19 protein-coding genes and 1 pseudogene are annotated in these 18,117 nt (G+C 58.2%); 4 read left to right on the top strand and 16 right to left on the bottom strand.

The genetic code is table 11. The features are described from left to right. Positions 1-37: 37 nt before the first annotated feature. From NLM32_RS10185 to NLM32_RS10165, 5 genes are read right to left on the bottom strand one after another with little or no spacing between them, the layout of a single operon-like run. Positions 38-904: an SIR2 family protein gene (locus NLM32_RS10185; protein ID WP_254128880.1), complete on the bottom strand. Its 867-nt coding sequence runs from the start codon at positions 902-904 to the stop codon at positions 38-40. Next, complete coding sequence (nifT, locus tag NLM32_RS10180; RefSeq protein WP_254128879.1) at positions 901-1,125, bottom strand: putative nitrogen fixation protein NifT; 225 nt, start codon at positions 1,123-1,125, stop codon at positions 901-903. Before nifT ends, NLM32_RS10185 begins: the two co-directional genes overlap by 4 nt. Continuing rightward, positions 1,122-2,318 (bottom strand): cysteine desulfurase NifS, encoded by a 1,197-nt coding sequence (gene nifS / locus NLM32_RS10175; RefSeq protein WP_254128878.1) that lies wholly within the window; start codon positions 2,316-2,318, stop codon positions 1,122-1,124. Before nifS ends, nifT begins: the two co-directional genes overlap by 4 nt. A gap of 11 nt (positions 2,319-2,329) precedes the next feature. Beyond that, positions 2,330-2,623 (bottom strand): NifU family protein, encoded by a 294-nt coding sequence (locus NLM32_RS10170; protein WP_254128877.1) that lies wholly within the window; start codon positions 2,621-2,623, stop codon positions 2,330-2,332. 40 nt (positions 2,624-2,663) lie between these two features. Further along, positions 2,664-2,984, bottom strand: coding sequence for an iron-sulfur cluster assembly accessory protein (locus NLM32_RS10165; protein ID WP_254128876.1), 321 nt, complete (start codon positions 2,982-2,984; stop codon positions 2,664-2,666). A 334-nt stretch (positions 2,985-3,318) separates the two neighbouring features. Here NLM32_RS10165 and NLM32_RS10160 point away from each other — a divergent pair, with 334 nt between their 5' ends. The 3 genes from NLM32_RS10160 to NLM32_RS10150 all read left to right on the top strand — a co-directional run bounded on the left by NLM32_RS10160 (position 3,319) and on the right by NLM32_RS10150 (position 5,994). Then, positions 3,319-3,909, top strand: coding sequence for a hypothetical protein (locus tag NLM32_RS10160; protein WP_254128875.1), 591 nt, complete (start codon positions 3,319-3,321; stop codon positions 3,907-3,909). 347 nt (positions 3,910-4,256) lie between these two features. Next, positions 4,257-4,571: a hypothetical protein gene (locus NLM32_RS10155; RefSeq protein WP_254128874.1), complete on the top strand. Its 315-nt coding sequence runs from the start codon at positions 4,257-4,259 to the stop codon at positions 4,569-4,571. A gap of 397 nt (positions 4,572-4,968) precedes the next feature. Then, on the top strand, positions 4,969-5,994 hold the full coding sequence (locus tag NLM32_RS10150) for an IS110 family transposase (RefSeq protein ID WP_254128873.1): 1,026 nt from the start codon (positions 4,969-4,971) through the stop codon (positions 5,992-5,994). A gap of 344 nt (positions 5,995-6,338) precedes the next feature. Here NLM32_RS10150 and NLM32_RS10145 read toward each other — a convergent pair. The 10 genes and pseudogenes from NLM32_RS10145 to nifH all read right to left on the bottom strand — a co-directional run. After that, positions 6,339-7,435 (bottom strand): annotated as a pseudogene (locus tag NLM32_RS10145) (IS3 family transposase); the annotation flags it as partial. 130 nt (positions 7,436-7,565) lie between these two features. Further along, positions 7,566-7,850, bottom strand: a complete 285-nt coding sequence (gene fdxB / locus NLM32_RS10140) for a ferredoxin III, nif-specific (protein WP_254128872.1) — start codon at positions 7,848-7,850, stop codon at positions 7,566-7,568. 2 nt (positions 7,851-7,852) lie between these two features. Continuing rightward, positions 7,853-8,062, bottom strand: a complete 210-nt coding sequence (locus tag NLM32_RS10135; RefSeq protein WP_254128871.1) for a CCE_0567 family metalloprotein — start codon at positions 8,060-8,062, stop codon at positions 7,853-7,855. Positions 8,063-8,070: 8 nt separating this feature from the next. Beyond that, positions 8,071-8,541, bottom strand: a complete 471-nt coding sequence (locus tag NLM32_RS10130; protein WP_254128870.1) for a NifX-associated nitrogen fixation protein — start codon at positions 8,539-8,541, stop codon at positions 8,071-8,073. Positions 8,542-8,551: 10 nt separating this feature from the next. Beyond that, positions 8,552-8,947: a nitrogen fixation protein NifX gene (nifX, locus tag NLM32_RS10125; protein WP_254128869.1), complete on the bottom strand. Its 396-nt coding sequence runs from the start codon at positions 8,945-8,947 to the stop codon at positions 8,552-8,554. A gap of 22 nt (positions 8,948-8,969) precedes the next feature. Then, positions 8,970-10,352 (bottom strand): nitrogenase iron-molybdenum cofactor biosynthesis protein NifN, encoded by a 1,383-nt coding sequence (nifN, locus tag NLM32_RS10120; protein WP_254128868.1) that lies wholly within the window; start codon positions 10,350-10,352, stop codon positions 8,970-8,972. Positions 10,353-10,375: 23 nt separating this feature from the next. Beyond that, on the bottom strand, positions 10,376-12,043 hold the full coding sequence (gene nifE / locus NLM32_RS10115) for a nitrogenase iron-molybdenum cofactor biosynthesis protein NifE (RefSeq protein ID WP_254128867.1): 1,668 nt from the start codon (positions 12,041-12,043) through the stop codon (positions 10,376-10,378). A gap of 115 nt (positions 12,044-12,158) precedes the next feature. Next, entirely contained in the window at positions 12,159-13,718 is a 1,560-nt protein-coding gene (gene nifK / locus NLM32_RS10110) for a nitrogenase molybdenum-iron protein subunit beta (RefSeq protein ID WP_254135272.1), read from the bottom strand. A 47-nt stretch (positions 13,719-13,765) separates the two neighbouring features. Beyond that, positions 13,766-15,268 (bottom strand): nitrogenase molybdenum-iron protein alpha chain, encoded by a 1,503-nt coding sequence (nifD, locus tag NLM32_RS10105; protein ID WP_254128866.1) that lies wholly within the window; start codon positions 15,266-15,268, stop codon positions 13,766-13,768. A 76-nt stretch (positions 15,269-15,344) separates the two neighbouring features. Beyond that, the gene (gene nifH / locus NLM32_RS10100) at positions 15,345-16,235 is read right to left on the bottom strand and encodes a nitrogenase iron protein (protein ID WP_254128865.1); all 891 of its coding nucleotides are present in this window, start codon (positions 16,233-16,235) and stop codon (positions 15,345-15,347) included. A 375-nt stretch (positions 16,236-16,610) separates the two neighbouring features. Between nifH and NLM32_RS10095 the strand changes: the two genes are divergently transcribed. After that, a complete protein-coding gene (locus NLM32_RS10095) occupies positions 16,611-17,048 on the top strand; it encodes a response regulator (RefSeq protein ID WP_254128864.1) in 438 nt (145 codons plus the stop codon). A 613-nt stretch (positions 17,049-17,661) separates the two neighbouring features. Here the strand turns inward: NLM32_RS10095 and NLM32_RS10090 are convergent. Continuing rightward, on the bottom strand, positions 17,662-17,856 hold the full coding sequence (locus NLM32_RS10090; RefSeq protein ID WP_254128863.1) for a 4Fe-4S binding protein: 195 nt from the start codon (positions 17,854-17,856) through the stop codon (positions 17,662-17,664). Between the last annotated feature and the right edge of the window lie 261 nt (positions 17,857-18,117).

Here is an 18,117-nt window from a genome sequence, read left to right as displayed (position 1 = left end):
ACCAAGCGCTGGTCAAATGCCCACGCGAGAAGCCTCCCTAATCTGCCAAAAGGATCTCGACAGCACGTGCAAGCGGAACTGCGAGTGGCGTTAGGCCTTGGTCGGCCAGAAAGCGGAGCTCATTTTTGGAGAGCGTGTCGGGTTCGACCACGGCATAGTGAACGTCGGACGAGCGCTTTGACACTTGTCGCGCATAGATGCGCAGGAGCTGGTCGTTGAAGCGGCACCCCAGAAACAGGAAGCTGCGGCCGGTACGGCGAGCCTTCACCTCTCCGGGAATCGGCGTCTGTATGTCGATTTCCGTGAGCACCTCAACATAGTCGGCGTCGGAGACCAGGAAATTCTTGGCTGGGACGACGCTGCCGTGCGGCTTGTAGAGGACCGTTGTCCAACTTCTTGCAAGAGAGGAAACGACTTCATGGCCTGCGCAATCGTAGAAGCGATACCAGCGATCCTCACTCAGACCGGCGCGGGTGATGCCCTGGATCTCACCCCAATTGCTGTGTCCCGCCAGCGAATTTCGCATCGCACCATCGTACCAGCTGTCAACGATCAGCGGCAGCCGCAGCGTTGCAAGATACCGTTGTAGCTGCGCTGGCGCGATCGGCGCGCCAAAGGCGTCCGCCATCATCGCTGTTACGGTGGTGCGGTGCCTCGTGATTTCGATGTGCTGTGCGGAAGCCCAGGCGTTCCCTCTCGTGCGCTTTGGCAACGTCACCTTGGTGCCGAAGAATGCCGCCAAGTCCTCCGGATTCATCGGCGCGCTCGTGTTCGACGAATCCATCACGCCGGGTCCGAGATAGGGCACGACATCGCCACGACGAAGCCCCTCCGCGACCTTGCGGAGCATGGTTTCGGCAACTGGCCGACCAACGAACTCGATGCGCGGAGCCGGCACGTTCATGTCTCTTCTCTGTCGCCGCCACGCCTCTTTGCGTTGATCGTAATCGGCAAGGTGGTGTCGCTTGTCATCGGCGGCAGGTCGAGCACCCAGCCATTAGCTATTCTGATCCAGCCGCCCCACAGTGTCTCGTGCTCGGATTCAACGATCCGATCCTCAAGATCCTTCTTGGGGACGTAGATCGAGAGACCAGTTTCAGGAGAACGACGAATGATGACTTTCATCTGATAGACTCATTGGATCGAAAGGTCGTCTTTGCACGCTCTGACCGCCCAGATGGGGTCCCTCTCAGTTTCGCGATGATATTTCGTAGCACAACGAGGACGTGATCGATCTCCTCGCTGGTGGTCTCGCGAGACAGCGAAAAGCGGATCGCGCCGTGCAACAAGGCAGACGGTACGTGCATCGCTCGGTGCACATGAGACGGTTCCATGGAGCCTGACGCGCAGGCTGATCCGAGGGACGCGGCAATGCCAGCGCGACTCAAATGATGAATAATTGCTTCACCTTCGAGATGCTCGAAGGCGATATTTGACGTGTTTGGCAGACGGCTCTCCTTGTCGCCGAGCACCACACACTTGCCGAAGGCGATGACGCCCTGCTCCAGCCGGTCGCGCAGCGCGACTATTTTCCTGCGCTCCTGCCCGAGCTCTACGGCAGCAAGCTCCGCAGCCTTACCCAGCCCAATGATACCGGGGACGTTCTCGGTGCCGGAACGTCGGCGGCGCTCTTGCGGTCCGCCGAAAATCAGTCGCCTGAACTTAGTGTCCTTGCGCACATAGAGAGCGCCAACGCCTTTTGGACCATGCAGTTTGTGGCCAGAGAGCGACAGCATGTCGATCTGGGTCGTCTTCACGTCGATCGGAACCCGCCCCGCAGCCTGCACCGCATCAGTGTGGAAGAGTGCGCCGATGGATCGCGCCATCTTGGCGAGGACCTCCACCGGAAACATCGTGCCGGTCTCATTATTGGCCCACATGACGGAGACGACCGCGGTACGCGGGGACAACGCGCGACGATAAGCATCAATGTCGAGCCGGCCGGAGCAGTCAACAGGAATTAGATGGCATTTGTTGCCGCGACGGCCGAGCTCATCTGCGAGCGAGAGCACAGCGGGATGTTCCACGGTCGTGGTGACGAGTTCGTCGCGTCGCTCCTGCACGGAGAGTGCCGAAAGGATCGCCGTGTTATCCGATTCGGTACCGCCCGAGGTAAAGACGATCTCGTGATCAAAAGCAGCACCGATCAGTGCCTGTACACTCCTACGAGCCTGTCTTATGCTTTCTGCAACTTGCCTGCCTGCTGCATGGGCGGATGAGGCATTGCCGAATTGCTCGGAGAAGAATGGTAGCATCGCAGCGACGACGGACGGATCCGTCCGAGTGGTCGCGTTGTTGTCGAGGTAGACCGACTGCACAGTGCGCCTTCTTAGTATCGGGCTTTGGAGGATCCCGCGACCGGGATCAGGCGGACGAATTTGCCAAGCCGTTCGATGAGGCGCGCCTGGATGCCTTCCAGTGTTGCGCTGGCGAGCTTGCAGAAGACGCAAGCCCCCGTAAGCTTGATCATAATCTTGTTGCCGTCGATGCCAATAAGCTCGCAATCTCCGCCGTCACGCTTCAGATTCGGCCGAATTTCGTCGAGTACGGCGCGGACGATACGCTCACATTCGGCAGGTTTCGCGGCCGGCAGCTGTCTCGTTTGTTCGGTCTCGACAAGCATGTTTCAAACCTCTTCGTGGCGACTCGTCAGGGATGCAGCTCTAGCCAAACGACTTGCCGCATGAGCAGCCCGACTTTGCGTTGGGATTGTCAAAGGTGAAGCCAGAGCCCTCCGGCGCCACCACAAAATCGATCGTCGTGCCGGCAAGATGCGGGTGACAATTCTTGTCGACAAATACCTTGATGCCGCCCCGCTCGATTACGGTCTCATTAGGCTTCGGCTCGTCGGCAAGCCCCATCGCGTACTTTAATCCGGCGCAGCCGCCCCCTTCGACCATTATCCGCAAGCCCTTCGCCGGCTGCGCTGACGCAGAGATCGCGCTCTTCACCGCATTCTCCGCGCTTTTCGTCAGACTGATCATCGATTTCCCTCGCGAGCTACGTCAGCTCGGGATGAGATTGGCAAGTCCCATGCCAGCAACCACGCTCCCGATAGTACTTGGCTTTGGCGAATGTCGGTCATTTGCGCTGCAGGGCGTGTCGGGCTTACGACATGACGCTTTGCCGCTAGGAAACAATCTTGGCACGGTGCTGTAACGCTGCCGGCAGGATATGTCCGTCAAAGCCGCGCAGACGAGGCGCCGCTTTTGGCTTTCGCCGCATACGTGGGCCGACGGCAAACAATTTGCATGGAGCCGAACGTGGGTTCGCTCGATTCGACACCCTGCGCCAGCCACATTAGACCAGGAGGATTTCATGACGTCGATCGACAACACCGCTCTTGGCCGGCTTGATAAAGAAGGCCGATTGCTCAATGCGGTGCTGAAGGGTGACACCACAAAGCCGGGCCGCTTCGGCTTCCGCGGCGATATCGCGCTAAGGTTCCAGGTTCAGGTGGCCGACGAGAAGCGTCCGCCCGACTATTCGATCGAGCAGGTATTGACGGTCGCGGACGAGGGAGAGGCCACAATCCCGGTATTGGCTGGCTACCTGCATTCTCTTGCCTATCTTGCCGATGCCGCAACGGTACTGGATGGCGCCTTGAGCCAGAACGGCACCTACTTCATGTTCTGCAACAATATCGATCTTCTGGCGAAATACAGCATCAAGATCCGTGACGTCACATTTCGCATACTACCGTGTGACGAGTCGACGGTTTGGAAGGAGATGATGGATCTCACTGGGGTCGAGAAAAACGACATCAAGAAACTCGATACTGCCGGCAAGCTCGATTATCTGCTCGATGCCGCCAAGAGCATCAATGCCCCTTATGCCGAACTCTCCTACGAAGAAGGCCTCGCCAAGATGCAGCCGGTGAAGAATCGCAACGAGAACCGCCCCGTGTGAGTTCTGGCGTCAGATCTCATCTTATCCCATTTGCCAGGACTGTTGGCGTTGTGCTGGACTTGTCCGCCAGGCCAGACAATCGAACGATCAACAGTGCGAAAGTCTCGCATGCAAGTCCCCTCGGTACAGATTGCGGCAGTTCAAGTTCAAACGGCTGGCTTGAGCGGCTCGACGACTACAATGCCCATCCTACCTCCAGGCTTCGCTGAGGGAGCGAGAGCGAAGATGGGTAGAGCTCTCGTTCTGTTTGACGGGACTGATTCCAGCTGGCGTCGCGGCGGACCCCGCCCGACAATGTACTGTGGCCCAAGGCGACTTTCCATCGTCGCGCAGGAGGCAGAATAGAAATGGCAACGCTCATCAAGACCACTCAGGACGGCCGCAAGCTCGAGGTGCTAGGGTTGGCAATCCTGCTTGACGGAAAGCTGGAAGCTAGCGAGCTCATCGAGGTCAAGGATCATCCGTACTGCCGAGCAATCCTGGCCGCAGTACCTGACGCTACCCACATGGCCGGCCGCGTCCCGCTGACGCGCGAGGAAGCCGAGATCGTTCTCGCCGCCTTTAAGAAGGCAGAGGCCGATATGCTCGCTAACCCCATCTCCATCCAGGAGCGGTTTCGGATTGCCGCGATGATGAAAGCATGTGAACAGGGAATCGAGTAGCAAGAGTTGAGGCGGCTTTATAGCTTCGATTTAACCATCATATCTCGGCGAAACTGGTATCAAGTTTTCACGACATACCGAATTATCGCCGACAAGCGCGGCAATGACGACGAGAGGCGCCAGGGCCAACTCCTTTTAGAGCCGCAGCGGCAGAGGCGGAGCACTCACGCACTCACCCAATGCCTTCTGACGCTATATAGGCTTGGTCCTGAAATGAACCCGCGGAGCGGGACCGTTTGAGCCGGTTTGTTAGTTGGGAAATCCGACCGCTCCTACTTCCTTTCTATCACGCCGCCAACGACGTTGTCTGCTGTTGCTGTGATGGGGTGGACGCCCCTCGACGGCATCGATATGCCAAAGTGAGGGGTGTTGAACCGTCACAAAAGAGGAGGCGTCCGTGAACGAGGTTAGCACGATTGGACTAGACTTGGCGAAACATGTTTTTCAGGCACATGGCGCAGACGCTGGCGGCGATGTTGTTTTCCGCAAACAGCTGCGTCGTGACAAAGTGCTGGCTTTCTTTGCCCGGCAGCCTGCGTGCCTGGTAGCGATGGAAGCCTGCGCCAGCGCCCATTACTGGGCTCGTGAAATTGGCAAGCTAGGTCACACAGTGCGTCTGATTCCACCGTCCTATGTAAAGCCCTTTGTTAAGCGCCAGAAAAACGATATGGCCGATGCAGAAGCGATTTGCGAAGCAGCCCAACGCCCCACCATGCGCTTTGCCGCCGCGAAGAGTGAGGACCAGCAGGCGAGCGCGGTCGTGTTTCGCGCTCGTGATCTTTTGGTCCGGCAACGTACTCAGATCATAAACGCGCTGCGAGGTCACCTCGCCGAATACGGCCTGGTCGTTGCAAAGGGGGCGTCCAATGTCGCCGGGCTGGTTGAGCACGCGCAAGCTTCCGGGAGCGGCGTGCCAACGGCGGCGCACCCGGCGCTCGACATCCTGGTCAAGATGCTGGGGGTGCTGGAAGAGCAAATCAAGCAACTCGATATTGAGATCGCGCGACGAGCCCGAGAAGAGGAGGTTGCTCGACGGCTTATGACGGTTCCTGGCATCGGCCCAATCACGGCGACGGCTCTGATGGCGCTAGCGCCTGAGCCTGAAAACTTCAAACGTGGCCGGGATTTCGCTGCGTGGTTGGGTTTGACGCCGCTGCAACGTTCCACTGGTGGAAAACAGAAGCTCGGCCAAATATCGAAAATGGGTGAGCGAACGCTGCGGCGTCTCCTCATCATCGGGGCGAGTGCGGTGGTGAAGCTGGCTCGCCGACGCGGTGCATCGCAAGGGACATGGCTGGAGCGCATGCTCGCTCGTAAGCCGCCCATGCTTGTCGCGGTCGCTCTTGCCAACAAGATGGCTCGCACCGTTTGGGCTTTGATGGTCAACGGTGGGGTCTACAAAGCTCCGGTCGCAGCGGCTTAATCGCTTAGTCCGCCCGGCCAGAGGTCGTCGAGGAGGTAGGAAGGTCAAACGGAAGGTACGGCGCAACAGTCGATGAGACGGGGTCAGGAAAACCAGTACATGCCCAGGTGCTTCCAAGCACGCTGCTGTGATTTGGATCTGATCCGCGAACTCCCATACGGGCCCGCGACATCTGACGGTCGCAATAAAGGCCGGACAGATGTCAGCACCCGACTACGCGCAACACCTGATCGAAAGATTCTTCTTGCATCCAGCGGGGCGTCCACAGATGGGCATGTGGTCAACGCGGTAGCGTTGTCCATCATGTCCACAGCGGCTGCGGTTGCTTCGCGCCAGACCGCCATCGGCGTGCGATAGCCAAGCGCCTGATGCAAGCGCTGTTCATTGTAGAACTCTATCCACGCGGCGATGCCGGCCTTGGCCTCGCGGCCGTCGGCGTAGCCCTTGAGGTAGATATCCTCATGCTTGAGGGAGCGCCACAGCCGTTCGATGAACACGTTGTCCATCCAGCGGCCGCGGCCATCCATGGAGATCTTGATCCCGGCCGCCGCGAGCGCGCCGGTGAAGGCGGCACTGGTGAATTGCGAGCCTTGATCGGTGTTGAAAATCTCCGGTCGGCCGTGTCGCGCCAAGGCGTCGTCGAGCGCCGCCAGGCAGAACGAGGTGTCCATCGTATTGGACAGACGCCACGCCGGCACGGCGCGGCTCGCCCAGTCGATGATCGCGACGAGGTAGAGGAAGCCGCGGCCAATGGGCAAATAGGTGATGTCGGCCGCCCACACCTGGTTCGGGCGGTCGATCGTCATGTTGCGCAACAGATAGGGATGGATCTTGTGACCCGGCGCCGGCTTGCTGGTGTTCGGCTTCGGACCCAGCGCCGCGATGCCCATCTGGCGCATCAGCCGCTGCACGCGCTTGCGGTTGATCGTCTCGCCCTCGGCCTTCAGCATCGCCGTGATCCGCCGCGAGCCGAGAAATGGCCAGGCGGTGAACAACTCGTCGATCCGCCGCATCACCGCGAGATCATTGTCGTTGGCCGGCTTTGGCAGGCGATAGACGCCGGAGCGCGCCACGCCGAGCAGTTCGCATTGGCGGCGGATCGACAGCCCCTTGTCGGCGCGATCGAGCATCCCGCGACGGTCCGAAACGCTCATCTTCCGGACCTCTTTGCCAAAAAATCCCGCTCCACCGTCAATTGCCCGATCTTGGCGTAGAGGTCCTCGACCTTTTTCTCCGCCGCCTTTTCCGCGTCAAGGCCAACATTGGCGTCGAAGGAGCGCGCCGCATTCTCCAGAAGCTGCTTCTTCCAGGCGTAGATCTGATTGGGGTGAACCTCGTAACGCTGGGCCAAATCGGCGACCGTCGCTTGCTCTCGCACCGCCTCCAAGGCGATCTTCGCCTTCAGCGCTACATCAATCTTCCGTCTCGTCTTCTTCGTCATCATCCGCTCCATCTAGCAAACGGAGCGGTCGCTTTCCAACTTAACTGATGGTCCCAAAAACGGAGTCCATTTCAGTCCTTGCAGAAGATCCCTAGCGACGTTATCGCTTCTCTGTTTCCGATGGCTAAACTCAAGCAGCTGAAACGTGGGTTTGGCAGTTGGTCGGGCACACCCGGGCACAAGCCCCGCAGCCGATGCACGCTCCGTCATCGTTTAGCACCATGATCTTCTTCTCGATCTCATCGTCATCGTCTTCTAGATCGATCATCTCGCCGTCCGCATTGATACCCTTCAGCATCATGACCTCGCGGCCACACACCTTGTAACAGCGGCCGCAGCCTATGCACTTCTTTGGGTCGATGGAAGCCAGATACTCCGGCTTCCAGTCGCGGCCGTCGCGCGTTGCGAATGACATGGTTACTTTCCGTCTGCTCTTCCCTGCGCTTTGAGATCCTCGCGCTTGCGCTCGAGCTCGTCGAAGGCATCGTGGACCTTCTGGGCCACACTCAGGACCGAGGTCCAGTTGACCGGCAATTCTTCGGCGAAATCGTGGAGATCCATCTTTGCCTGAGTCGCCTTGGCGGAAAGCTTCTTGATCTCGGCTTTCAGTGCTTCAAGATCGCTCATTCGTCACCTCAGTAGTTCGCAACTTCCGGGAACCTACGGATCATCTCAATTCCGCGGTCGACATACATGTCACCTTCCGTGGCAAGTTTTGAGAGGTTGTCAAAACCGAAACGATGCACGTCGCGCAGCTGCTTATTTACGACAATGAGCCGCCCGCCGATCAGCACTATGCGGCCAAAGCCTTCATGGTGCATTTTCAGCATGGGCGAGACCATCACGCCGGTCGCCTTCTCAATGGACACGGCGACAGCGTTGAAGAACAGTTCAAGCCGCCAGATCGTGTCCGGATCGGGGTCACCGACGATCGGCAAGGTGCGGCGCTTCTCCCTGTCGAGAATATAGGGCTCGAGCAGCTCTAGGTCCTTCTTGCCCTCCCAAGCACCATGCCCGTCCTCGGCGCGCCAGATTTTGACGAGCTCCTTCACAAAGGGCGCCTCTCCCGCAGGCCCGGGTTGGATCAATTCGGCCGCCTCAGTCATGTCGTTTACCTCAATCCTCTAAATCAAACGAGCGTTCCTGGCCCTTGGCAAGCACCTTGCGCAACCAGGGTGGCGGTGAGCCTTTCAATACGGCTTCAAGCTTGACACAAAGATCGTCGATCGCTTCAGGCTGGTTCACCTTCATGGGATGGATCTTATTTGCGACGACGCGCGCGGCGCCAGAGCCGCCGATCGCGGCCACATAGAGGATGGAGCAGTCTTTGATAGCTTCGATCTTCGGCGCGAGCTTGTCCTCGTTACCGTCGTCCTTAAGGTCGCCGTCAAACTGGATGGCTTCGACGAAACTGTGCCCCTCTGGCCTGACTTCATAGATGGCGATATTTCTAGCCCAGCCAAAATGGGCATCGACGCGCTTCAGATCCTGGGTGGCGAATGCGACTTTCATCGGCATAATTCCTCTCTTCGCATCAATTGGGCCGCGGGGGAACGACATGCAGGCCGTTGTCGGTGATGCGCCAGGTGTCCGGCGTCGGCTGGCGGTTGTCCTCGCGGTCGGCAATGATGAGATTGGCAAGGTCAAAGATCAGCTCGCGCGTGCCGCGATAGCCGACCGTCATCTGGTGACCTGCGCCAATGCGATCGAACATCGGGAAGCCAGCACGGTAGAATGGAATGTTCAGCCGTGCTGCCGCTTGGCGGCCGTGTGAATGGGAGATCAGGAGATCGCATTCGCGCGTTTTGGCCAGCTCCTCCAGATCTTCAAGATCGCCGATGATAACCTCTCCCCCCCTGACGCGTTCGAGCACCGGAGAGGCCGTTGTCGTCACTGCCGCGGTCAGCTGTGCGCCCATCTCACAGAGCATGCTGGATATGTCGAACAAGAGGTCCGGCTCAGCCCCGATGGCGAGCTTTCGGCCGCCAATATGGAAATGCGCATCCAGCATGGCGTCCGCGAGCTGGCCACGTTGCCGGCGGTATTTTGGGGGCACTGGTTTGCCGCTGATCTCGCTTACAGACGCGATGAATACATCGCTAGGGCCGAGGCCACAGAGCCGCTCGAACAGCCGGAACGGCACACCCGTCCTTGCTTGCATGGCCTCGGCCGCGCGCCTCATCTGCGCTCCGATCGCGATCGTCCAAGCCGCCTGCCCCATAGTCGCGATCTCGTCGACCCCGATCCCACCGATCGTGGTCGGCGTGAATTCATCGGGAATGTGACCGTCGAGCGAACCGGCGATATCCGGCAGGAAGGACGGCCTCAGCCCAAAATCATCAAAAATCGTCCGCAGCTCGTCAAGGTCGCCGGGGGTCAGGTGGCAGCCAGGCAGGACATTAACGCGCGAGAGGTCGCGCGGTGCGGCTGCATCGCGAGGATCGACAAGCACCTCGATCATGCGCGCCACGGTCTTTTCCCAGCCATCTTGAAACGCGTCCTTGAAATCCGGCGTCGAAACGTAGACAAGCGGCAATTTTTCGAGCTGCGGATGCTTCTGCCGGATAAGGCGGATGAACGCCTCGACGTCGTCACCCTTGGTCTCGGTGACTCCTGTCGAATTGATACCGATGATCTCGGGCTTGGTGCGGTTGCAGATATTGAGGATCGCCTGCTCGACATTCTCGTAGCCACCGAGAACTGTGGCAACCTCGCTCATCGCGGAGGTCTGCAGCGGCACCGCCTCCTTGAAATGGCGGACAAACAGGGTCAAGCCAAAGGACGTGCAGCCTTGAGAACCGTGTAGGAGCGGCATTGCCCCCCGAAGCCCCAAGAAGGCAAAGGAGCCGCCGATTGGCTGGCTCATCTTGAGCGGGTTGCTCGAGCAGGCTTTATTGGAACTGGTAACGATAGCCATGGCTTTGAACCTGATTTACCGTCCTACTCTGCCGCCTCCTGCGTGGAGGTCGGCAGGTCCGCAGTCATTCCCGCGATCGCCCGCTCACTGGCGCCGCAGATGTCGGGGGCCCCGGCATGCTCCGCGATGTCATCGACTGTAGTCGAACCGAGAGTGACAACGCTCTCCTTGGTGACACCGAGATCAAGATTTTGGCAACGAAAGGCTCTTTTATCGCAGCGCGCCTTTTCGACGCGCTCCAAACTCGGATCAATATCGACAGTTGCCACATCTACCTGCGCAAGCGACTTGGCTTTCCAAGCGACGTCGGCATCATCCCACGGCGCGGGCTTACGGAGCTGATCCCATATTGGGTTGTAGAGTGCCTTATCGATCTCTTCCATCAGCCTTACGATGCCGAGATAGCCCATATAGGCGTGGCAGCGTTCCTGATTGATATCGAGCCATGGCGTCGCGGTCTTAAGGGCGACAAATTGCGACTTGCCGCCCGAGAGCATGATGTCGGCTTTTGCTTCTTTGAGCATCTTGGACATTTCACGCGGGGTCAGATCCTCGATCATGTGAGCATCATGGCCCATCAACTTTTGGATGCGCTCCTTGTCCTTCATGGTTGATTTTTTTACAGAAGTTCCGACGATCTCAAGTCCGGCCTCCTGCAAAGCCGCGACGACTGACCACGATTTAACGCCCCCGGTGACAAGCAGCACCTTTTTGCCAGCAAAACGCGGCTTGAAGAACGCGATTGCGGCCCTCGCCTTCGCTTCCTCGCGTGCGACTGTGAGCTCGGTGCGTTCCATTAACTCGGCCGGCGCTCCGCGCTCGATCAGCATGCGCGCAATCTCGCGCAAAGACTCGCTGGAGTCCTGGATACCGTAGAATGATCCTTCGAAGAATGGGATGCCGTATCGCTCCTTCATCTTACTCGCAACATTGATCAAGGACTTCGAGCACACCATCATTGCCGCGCGCGCCCGATGTGAGCAGGCAACGTCGCGATATCTGCCATCGCCGGAGATGCAGGACAGGACGCGAATCCCGAGTTCGTCCAACAGCGGCTTGACCTGCCAGAATTCGCCGGACAGGTTGTATTCCCCGATGAGATTGATGTCGTAGAGGGTCGTGTAATCGGGTTCTTGGGTACCGATCACGTATCGCAGCAGCGCTTCGCCGGCGAGCTTATTTCCAAGGTTCTTCGAACCGACAAATCCCGGCGCGTTAACAGGAATGACAGGCCTGCCGCATTTCGCTGTGGCGATCTTGCAGACCGCGTCGATATCGTCGCCGATCATGGCAGGCACGCAGGTTTGGTAGACGAAGATCGCCGGAGGATCATACTTACGGATGATTTCCCTGATGGCTTTGTATAGCCGCTTCTCGCCGCCGAACACGATATCGATCTCTTGCATGTCGGTCGTGAAGCTTCTGCGCCAGAGATCGGAGCCAGAGGAGGCAGAACCGCGATTGTCCCAGGAATTTCCTTCGCACGCGATCGGGCCATGAACCAGATGAGCGACATCGGTAAACGGCTGGAGCGCAATCTTGGCGCCATCAAAAGCGCAACCTCCGGCGGCTCCGCCAGGCTGCAGTTGCTTGGTGCAGCCCTTCTTGCGGGCAGCTGCCGATTTGTTGGCGTTCTCAACGCAATCCGCCTTGTTGAAGACGCCTTGGATGGTCGCCGATAGTGAAGTCACGGTTGTCTCCTTCCGCGGACGTTTTCTGGTTCGGGCACGGTCGATAGGCCGGCTGGCGCCCGCATCCCCACCTCACGGCGGCGATAAGCCGCAATGAGGCGGAGACACGCCCACATCAGCGGATGATGTCGAAGCTGTAGTCCGTCTTTCCGACCACGTTGGTGTTCTTATCGATCTCGTCAAAAATCTTATCGAGTATCTTCACCAGAACATTCATACCTCCCTGATAACCCCAAACCGGATAGCGGTGATGATGATGCCGATCGAACACCGGGAAGCCGATGCGGATCAGCGGCGTGCCCGTATCGCGCTCCAGGTACTTGCCATAGGTGTTGCCGATCAGAAGGTCGACCGGCTCGGTGAACAGCAGCGATCGCATGTGCCAGAGGTCCCTACCCGGATAGGCATGGCAGTCTTTGCCGAACTGCGAACTGGCGAAGAGCGCCTGCATCTTCTCTTCCCAGGCCTTGTTGCCGTTGGTTGACAGGACGTGTGTCGGTTCGGCACCTAGCTCGAGCAGGAAGGTCGCCAAGCCATAGCAAAGGTCGGGATCACCATAGATTGCAAACTTCTTACCGTGAATGTGTGCGCTGGAGTCTGCCATGGCGTCGACCAGACGACCGCGCTCTTGTTCTAGGACCTTTGGGATTGCCTTGCCCGAAATGCGTGACAGCGTCATCACAAAGTCGTCCGTCGCACTAACGCCGACCGGATGATTGAACGCAACGACTTGCTGGCCATGACTCTCGATGAACGGAAGCGTTTTCTCCGTGCAATATTGCTGCATAGAGATGGTCGCCCTGGCGTGGATCGCATCCGCGGCGTCTTTCAGAGTCGTGCCGCCATCATACATGCGAAACTCACCGTCAGTGGGCGTGTCGAACACGTCACTGTTATCCGCAAGGATCGTGTATCTGATCCCCATCAATTCGAAAATGCGCTTTATCTCGCGGAGGTTGCCTACGGTGTAGCCGTCGAAGCCCCCGATGAAGTTGATCTTGTCGTTCGGCTCGCGCTCAAGCTTGGGTTCGGACCCGGCTTTTCCGTCCCAGAAATGCTCGATGATGCCTTTCAGGGCGTTATCATAGCCGGTGACGTGGCTACCGACGAAGGCAGGCGTATGAGCAAAGGCAACGTCGAACTTAGCCGGCACCGCCCCCTTTTCCTTCGAGGTCTTGATGAAGGCGTTGAGATCGTCGCCGATCACTTCCGCCATGCACGTGGTCGAGACCGAAATCATCTTCGGTTTGTACGTGTTATAGCTGTTGGCGAGCCCGTCGGTCATGTTGTTGAGGCCGCCGAATACGGCTGCGTCTTCGGTCATCGACGAGGAAACACAGGAGGTCGGCTCCTTGAAGTGTCGTGACAGGTGGCTTCGGTAATAGGCGACGCAGCCCTGTGAGCCGTGCACGAAGGGCAAGGTGCCCTCGAATCCGATCGAAGCAAACACCGCACCTAACGGCTGGCAGGCCTTGGCCGGATTGATGGTCAGTTCCTCGCGCGCGAAGTTCTTCTCGCGATATTCGGGGGTTTTGGTCCATTCGCGGATACGCGCAACCTCCGCGGGATCGTGTGCATTCTCGAAGAGCGCTCTTTTGTTAGCCAGCATCTGCTGGTATTCCGGACCTCGGAACAGCTCAAAATGATCGAGCACTTTTTCGGCATTCTGGGTCATCGTGGCGTCCTTTTTGGATTCGTGTTCGATCGTCTGGCCCGGCTCGCCTATTCCGCCGCCATCAGGCTCGGACGCGGGGCGTCCTTCCACGGCGCCCTCGTCTTCTTCCAGATCGGGGAATTGATTGCCATGTCCATGTCTCGGGCGAAGATCGCGAACCCATCGTAGCCATGATAAGGACCCGAATAGTCCCAGGAGTGCATTTGCCGGAACGGCACGCCCATCTTCTGGAACACGTACTTCTCTTTGATGCCAGAACCAACGAGGTCAGGCTGGATCTTCTCGACGAAGCGCTCGAATTCGTAGCCAGTGACGTCGTCATAAATCAACGTACCGTCCTTAACGTAATGCTGGGCGGTGCGCTGATAATCGTCGTTGTGGCCGAACTCGTAGCCGGTCCCGATGACCTCCATACCGAGATCTTCATAAGCGCCAATCACGTGCCGCGGGCGCAGGCCACCCACGAAGAGCATCACGGACTTGCCTTCCAGGCGCGGTCGGTACTTCGCGATGACGGCGTCCATCAGCGGCTGGTATTTCACGATGACGCGCTCGGCCCCCTCTTTGATCTTGTCGTCGAAGAAGCTCGCGATCTTGCGCAGTGACTCTACGATTTTGGATGGGCCGAAGAAGTTGTACTCGCACCACGGAATACCAAACTTCTCCTCCATGTGGCGAGAGATGTAGTTCATGGAGCGATAGCAGTGCAGGATGTTCAGCTTCGCCTTTGGCGTCGCCTCAAGCTCGGCAAGGCTGCCGTCGCCCGACCATTGCGCAATCACCCGAAGGCCCATCTCCTCCAGGAGGATGCGAGAGGACCAGGCGTCGCCGCCGATGTTGTAGTCGCCGATGATGGCAACGTCATAGGGCGTTGGCTCGAATCGCCGTTCCGTCTCCGAGGTGATCTTGTCGAACACCCAGTCACGGATGGCGTCGTTGGCGATGTGGTGACCAAGCGACTGCGATACGCCGCGGAAGCCTTCGCAGCGCACCGGAACGATTGTCTTGCCGTCATATTCCTTTGATTTGACCTTCGACACCGCCTCTATGTCATCGCCGATCAGGCCGACAGGGCATTCCGACTGGATGCTGATTCCTCGGTTGAGCGGAAACAGGTCCTGGATCTCGTCGATGACCTTGGCGAGCTTCTTGTCGCCGCCGAAGACGATGTCCTTTTCCCGGAAGTCGGAGGTGAACTGCATGGTTCCGAAGGTGTCGATGCCGGTGGTACCGACATAATAATTGCGCCGCGATCCCCAGGAATACTGCCCGCAACCAACCGGGCCGTGACTGATGTGGATCATGTCCTTGATCGGCCCCCACACCACCCCTTTCGAGCCGGCATAGGCGCAACCTCGAATAGTCATAACACCTGGGATCGATTTGAGATTCGATTTGACGCCGCAGTCGGACTTACCAGCCTCGTGCACGTTAAGGTGCTTTGCACGACGCTTGGCGGTCTTCTCCGGGTAGACCTTCAAAACTTCGTCAATCAGCTCCTTATTGCGGGCCTTGATCTCTGCAACGCTCTGGGTAGATGCGAGGCTCATGCGGATATCCTTCTAATTGTCTTGTGCGCTTCAGGCGTCAACGCTTTCTCGAAAGACGTCGAATATGCGAACTGAATTACGCGGACAGCGCGGCGAGCTCGGAAGCAGTCTTACCGACCTGGCTTTCATCGATCTGGTTCATGATGCCGTGCTCCATCAGCATGTCCTCAAGCTCGTCCATGCTGATCGGGGTCGGGATGATGCCCTTGCCGCCATTGTTGTGGATTTTGGTCGCAAGATTGCGATAGTGGTCTGCCTGCTTGGAGTCCGGCGCATATTCCAGCACCGTCATGCGGCGCAGCTCGGCGTGCTGAACGACGTTGTCGCGGGGCACGAAGTGGATCAGCTGGGTGCCGAGCTTCTTGGCGAGCGCTTCTGCCAGCTCCAGCTCCTTGTCGGTTTGCCGCTCGTTGCAGATCAAGCCGCCCAGCCGCACCCCGCCCGAATTGGCATACTTCAGAATGCCCTTGGAGATGTTGTTGGCGGCATACATCGCCATCATCTCGCCGGACATGACGATATAGATCTCTTGCGCCTTGTTCTCACGTATCGGCATTGCAAATCCGCCGCAGACGACATCGCCGAGCACGTCGTATGACACGTAATCGATGTCCTCGTAGGCCCCGTTCTCTTCCAGGAAGTTGATCGAGGTGATGACGCCACGGCCGGCGCACCCGACGCCCGGCTCCGGACCACCGGATTCGACGCAGCGAATATCCTTGTAGCCGACCTTCAAGACGTCCTCGATTTCGAGGTCTTCGACGCTGCCGGCGCTTGCCGCGAGACTCAAGATTGTGTCCTGTGCCTTGGCGTGCAAGATCAGGCGGGTCGAGTCCGCCTTCGGGTCGCAGCCGACGATCAGGATCTTGTGATTCATCTCGGCGAGTGCTGCGAGGGTGTTCTGCGAGGTCGTCGATTTACCGATACCACCCTTGCCATAAAACGCGATTTGTCTCAGCGAAGCCATGTTGTTCTCCATCAACCGATTGACGATCTACCTGCTGCGCTCTGTCGTGATCCCATCGTCCAGCTCGCCGCATCACAGCGCAGTCCAATACAATGGTCGACAGCGTCGCCCTCGGGTAATGACTTTTGCAACGAGCGTGCCAGCGCCTTTTCGGGACGAAAAACGAAGTAAGTGGAGATAGATACCGGTCCAGATGCGCTTTGTTGCAAGTCCGACATCGGCAAGGCTCGATGTTTCGTTGCACTCGCCTGTCCGAAACACGGCAATACTTGTCTTACCGACTAGCCACAACGGCAGCTATCCTACCGCACATCTCTGATCGTATTCCGGTCCGGAGCTTGCTTGAGGCGCATCAATGAATGAGCCGAGGGTACTATGCAGTTCGAAACCGACGTTTCAACGAGTGAAGACCGTCCGACCATTTTCCTGATCGAACCTGAGCAGGTGGTGCGTTCCGCGCTCGACTACATCTTACGCGAACACTATCGGACACATGCTTTTGCCGCGATGGCTGAGGCTATGTCGTCGTCCACGAAGACTCCCGCCGTAGTACTGATCGGCATTGCCATCCTGCGGGACCGAGGCGAGGCGGTCCTGGACGAACTAAATAGAGTGTTCACGAGCGCCAAGATCCTCCTCGTAGCAGAACGGAAATCCGATCCTGTGGTGCAGGCCGGGCTTGAACAAGGCGCACACGGGGTCATCAGCAATCCAATCTCGTTCAGTTCTGTCTGCGGTGTCGTCAGTGCAGCCTTGGGCGCACCGGACCTTCCCGGCGAACCATCCCATGTCATTTGTGTCGCGTTCGATTAGGCGCTTGTTATGCGTCTTCGGATAGCCGAATTGCAGTCCACCTGCGCCAGCTCGCAGATGACATCCGCGAGCGGCATGACACTTTATCTACTTTTTCAGCTCTACCTTGGCGTTGGGCCAAGGGAACCGGTTTGGAGCCCGCTTCGACCGCGAGCTTTTGCGCCGCAGACCTCCAACATGACCAACTAGGGGCCACCCTCAGGATGCTCAGATCTAACTCGTCGAAGGAGGAGACCATCTCTTTCGACCTCCGCGCGCATTATGTCCTGAAGTTCGGGCTCTTTGGGTCCTCGACGCCCGGGCTATCCCCGGTCATGGTCCATTAGGCCTCCAGCGGTCATGGAGGCATTCGGGCAAGTTCGTTCCCTCTCCGGCGGATTTCTGCGATCTTCCGACAGAATCCTTCCGGCTATCAGAGCCTCAAAGCGATAGCGATTGGTCGACGCGATGCCGCGCCCCACTCTGCTAAGCTGCCAATCATCCATTAACCGCTGGCGACGATGACACTGACCGGCATGCTACCGCAAGCTCGCTACGCCACTTGATAATTCGGCGTGCGTGCGCCGACGATCTCTCGATCGCCTCGATCGGGGCAACATCCTCTTCGACGTCGTCAGGCGGGGACGCATGTGCCTTCGACTGGACAGACGACGGCGCATTGCGGCGTATCGCAGTGCCCCTCGCACTCTGTGCACTTCTTGGGATCAATCACATATATGTCGCGCTTTAAACTGATCGCGCCGTTCGGACACTCGAACTCACATGCACCGCAAACCGAGCATTGCGAGGCGACGATCTTATAAGCCATGAATTGCGACTCCTGCGAGTAAACGATGCCGTTCGACTTCGGCATTTTCCCTTCAAGCATCGTGCCACACACGAGGCGATTGGATAGTTCGACACTATCCGTCAGACGTGTGCCATCGCAAGCCAGACGGCACCTTGCATTCGTAATGCCCGCCAGAATTATTATGATACGAATGTCTTGAGCGTGTAGCCGGTCTGCAGCGACCTCAAGAGAGGCGACGTGGGCTTTCCCGTGTTCAGTTGCACCAAACCTACCAGCAGC

It is taken from the genome of Bradyrhizobium sp. CCGUVB14 (assembly GCF_024199935.1).
Classification (GTDB): domain Bacteria; phylum Pseudomonadota; class Alphaproteobacteria; order Rhizobiales; family Xanthobacteraceae; genus Bradyrhizobium.
This window is presented reverse-complemented; position numbering and strand designations above follow the sequence as displayed.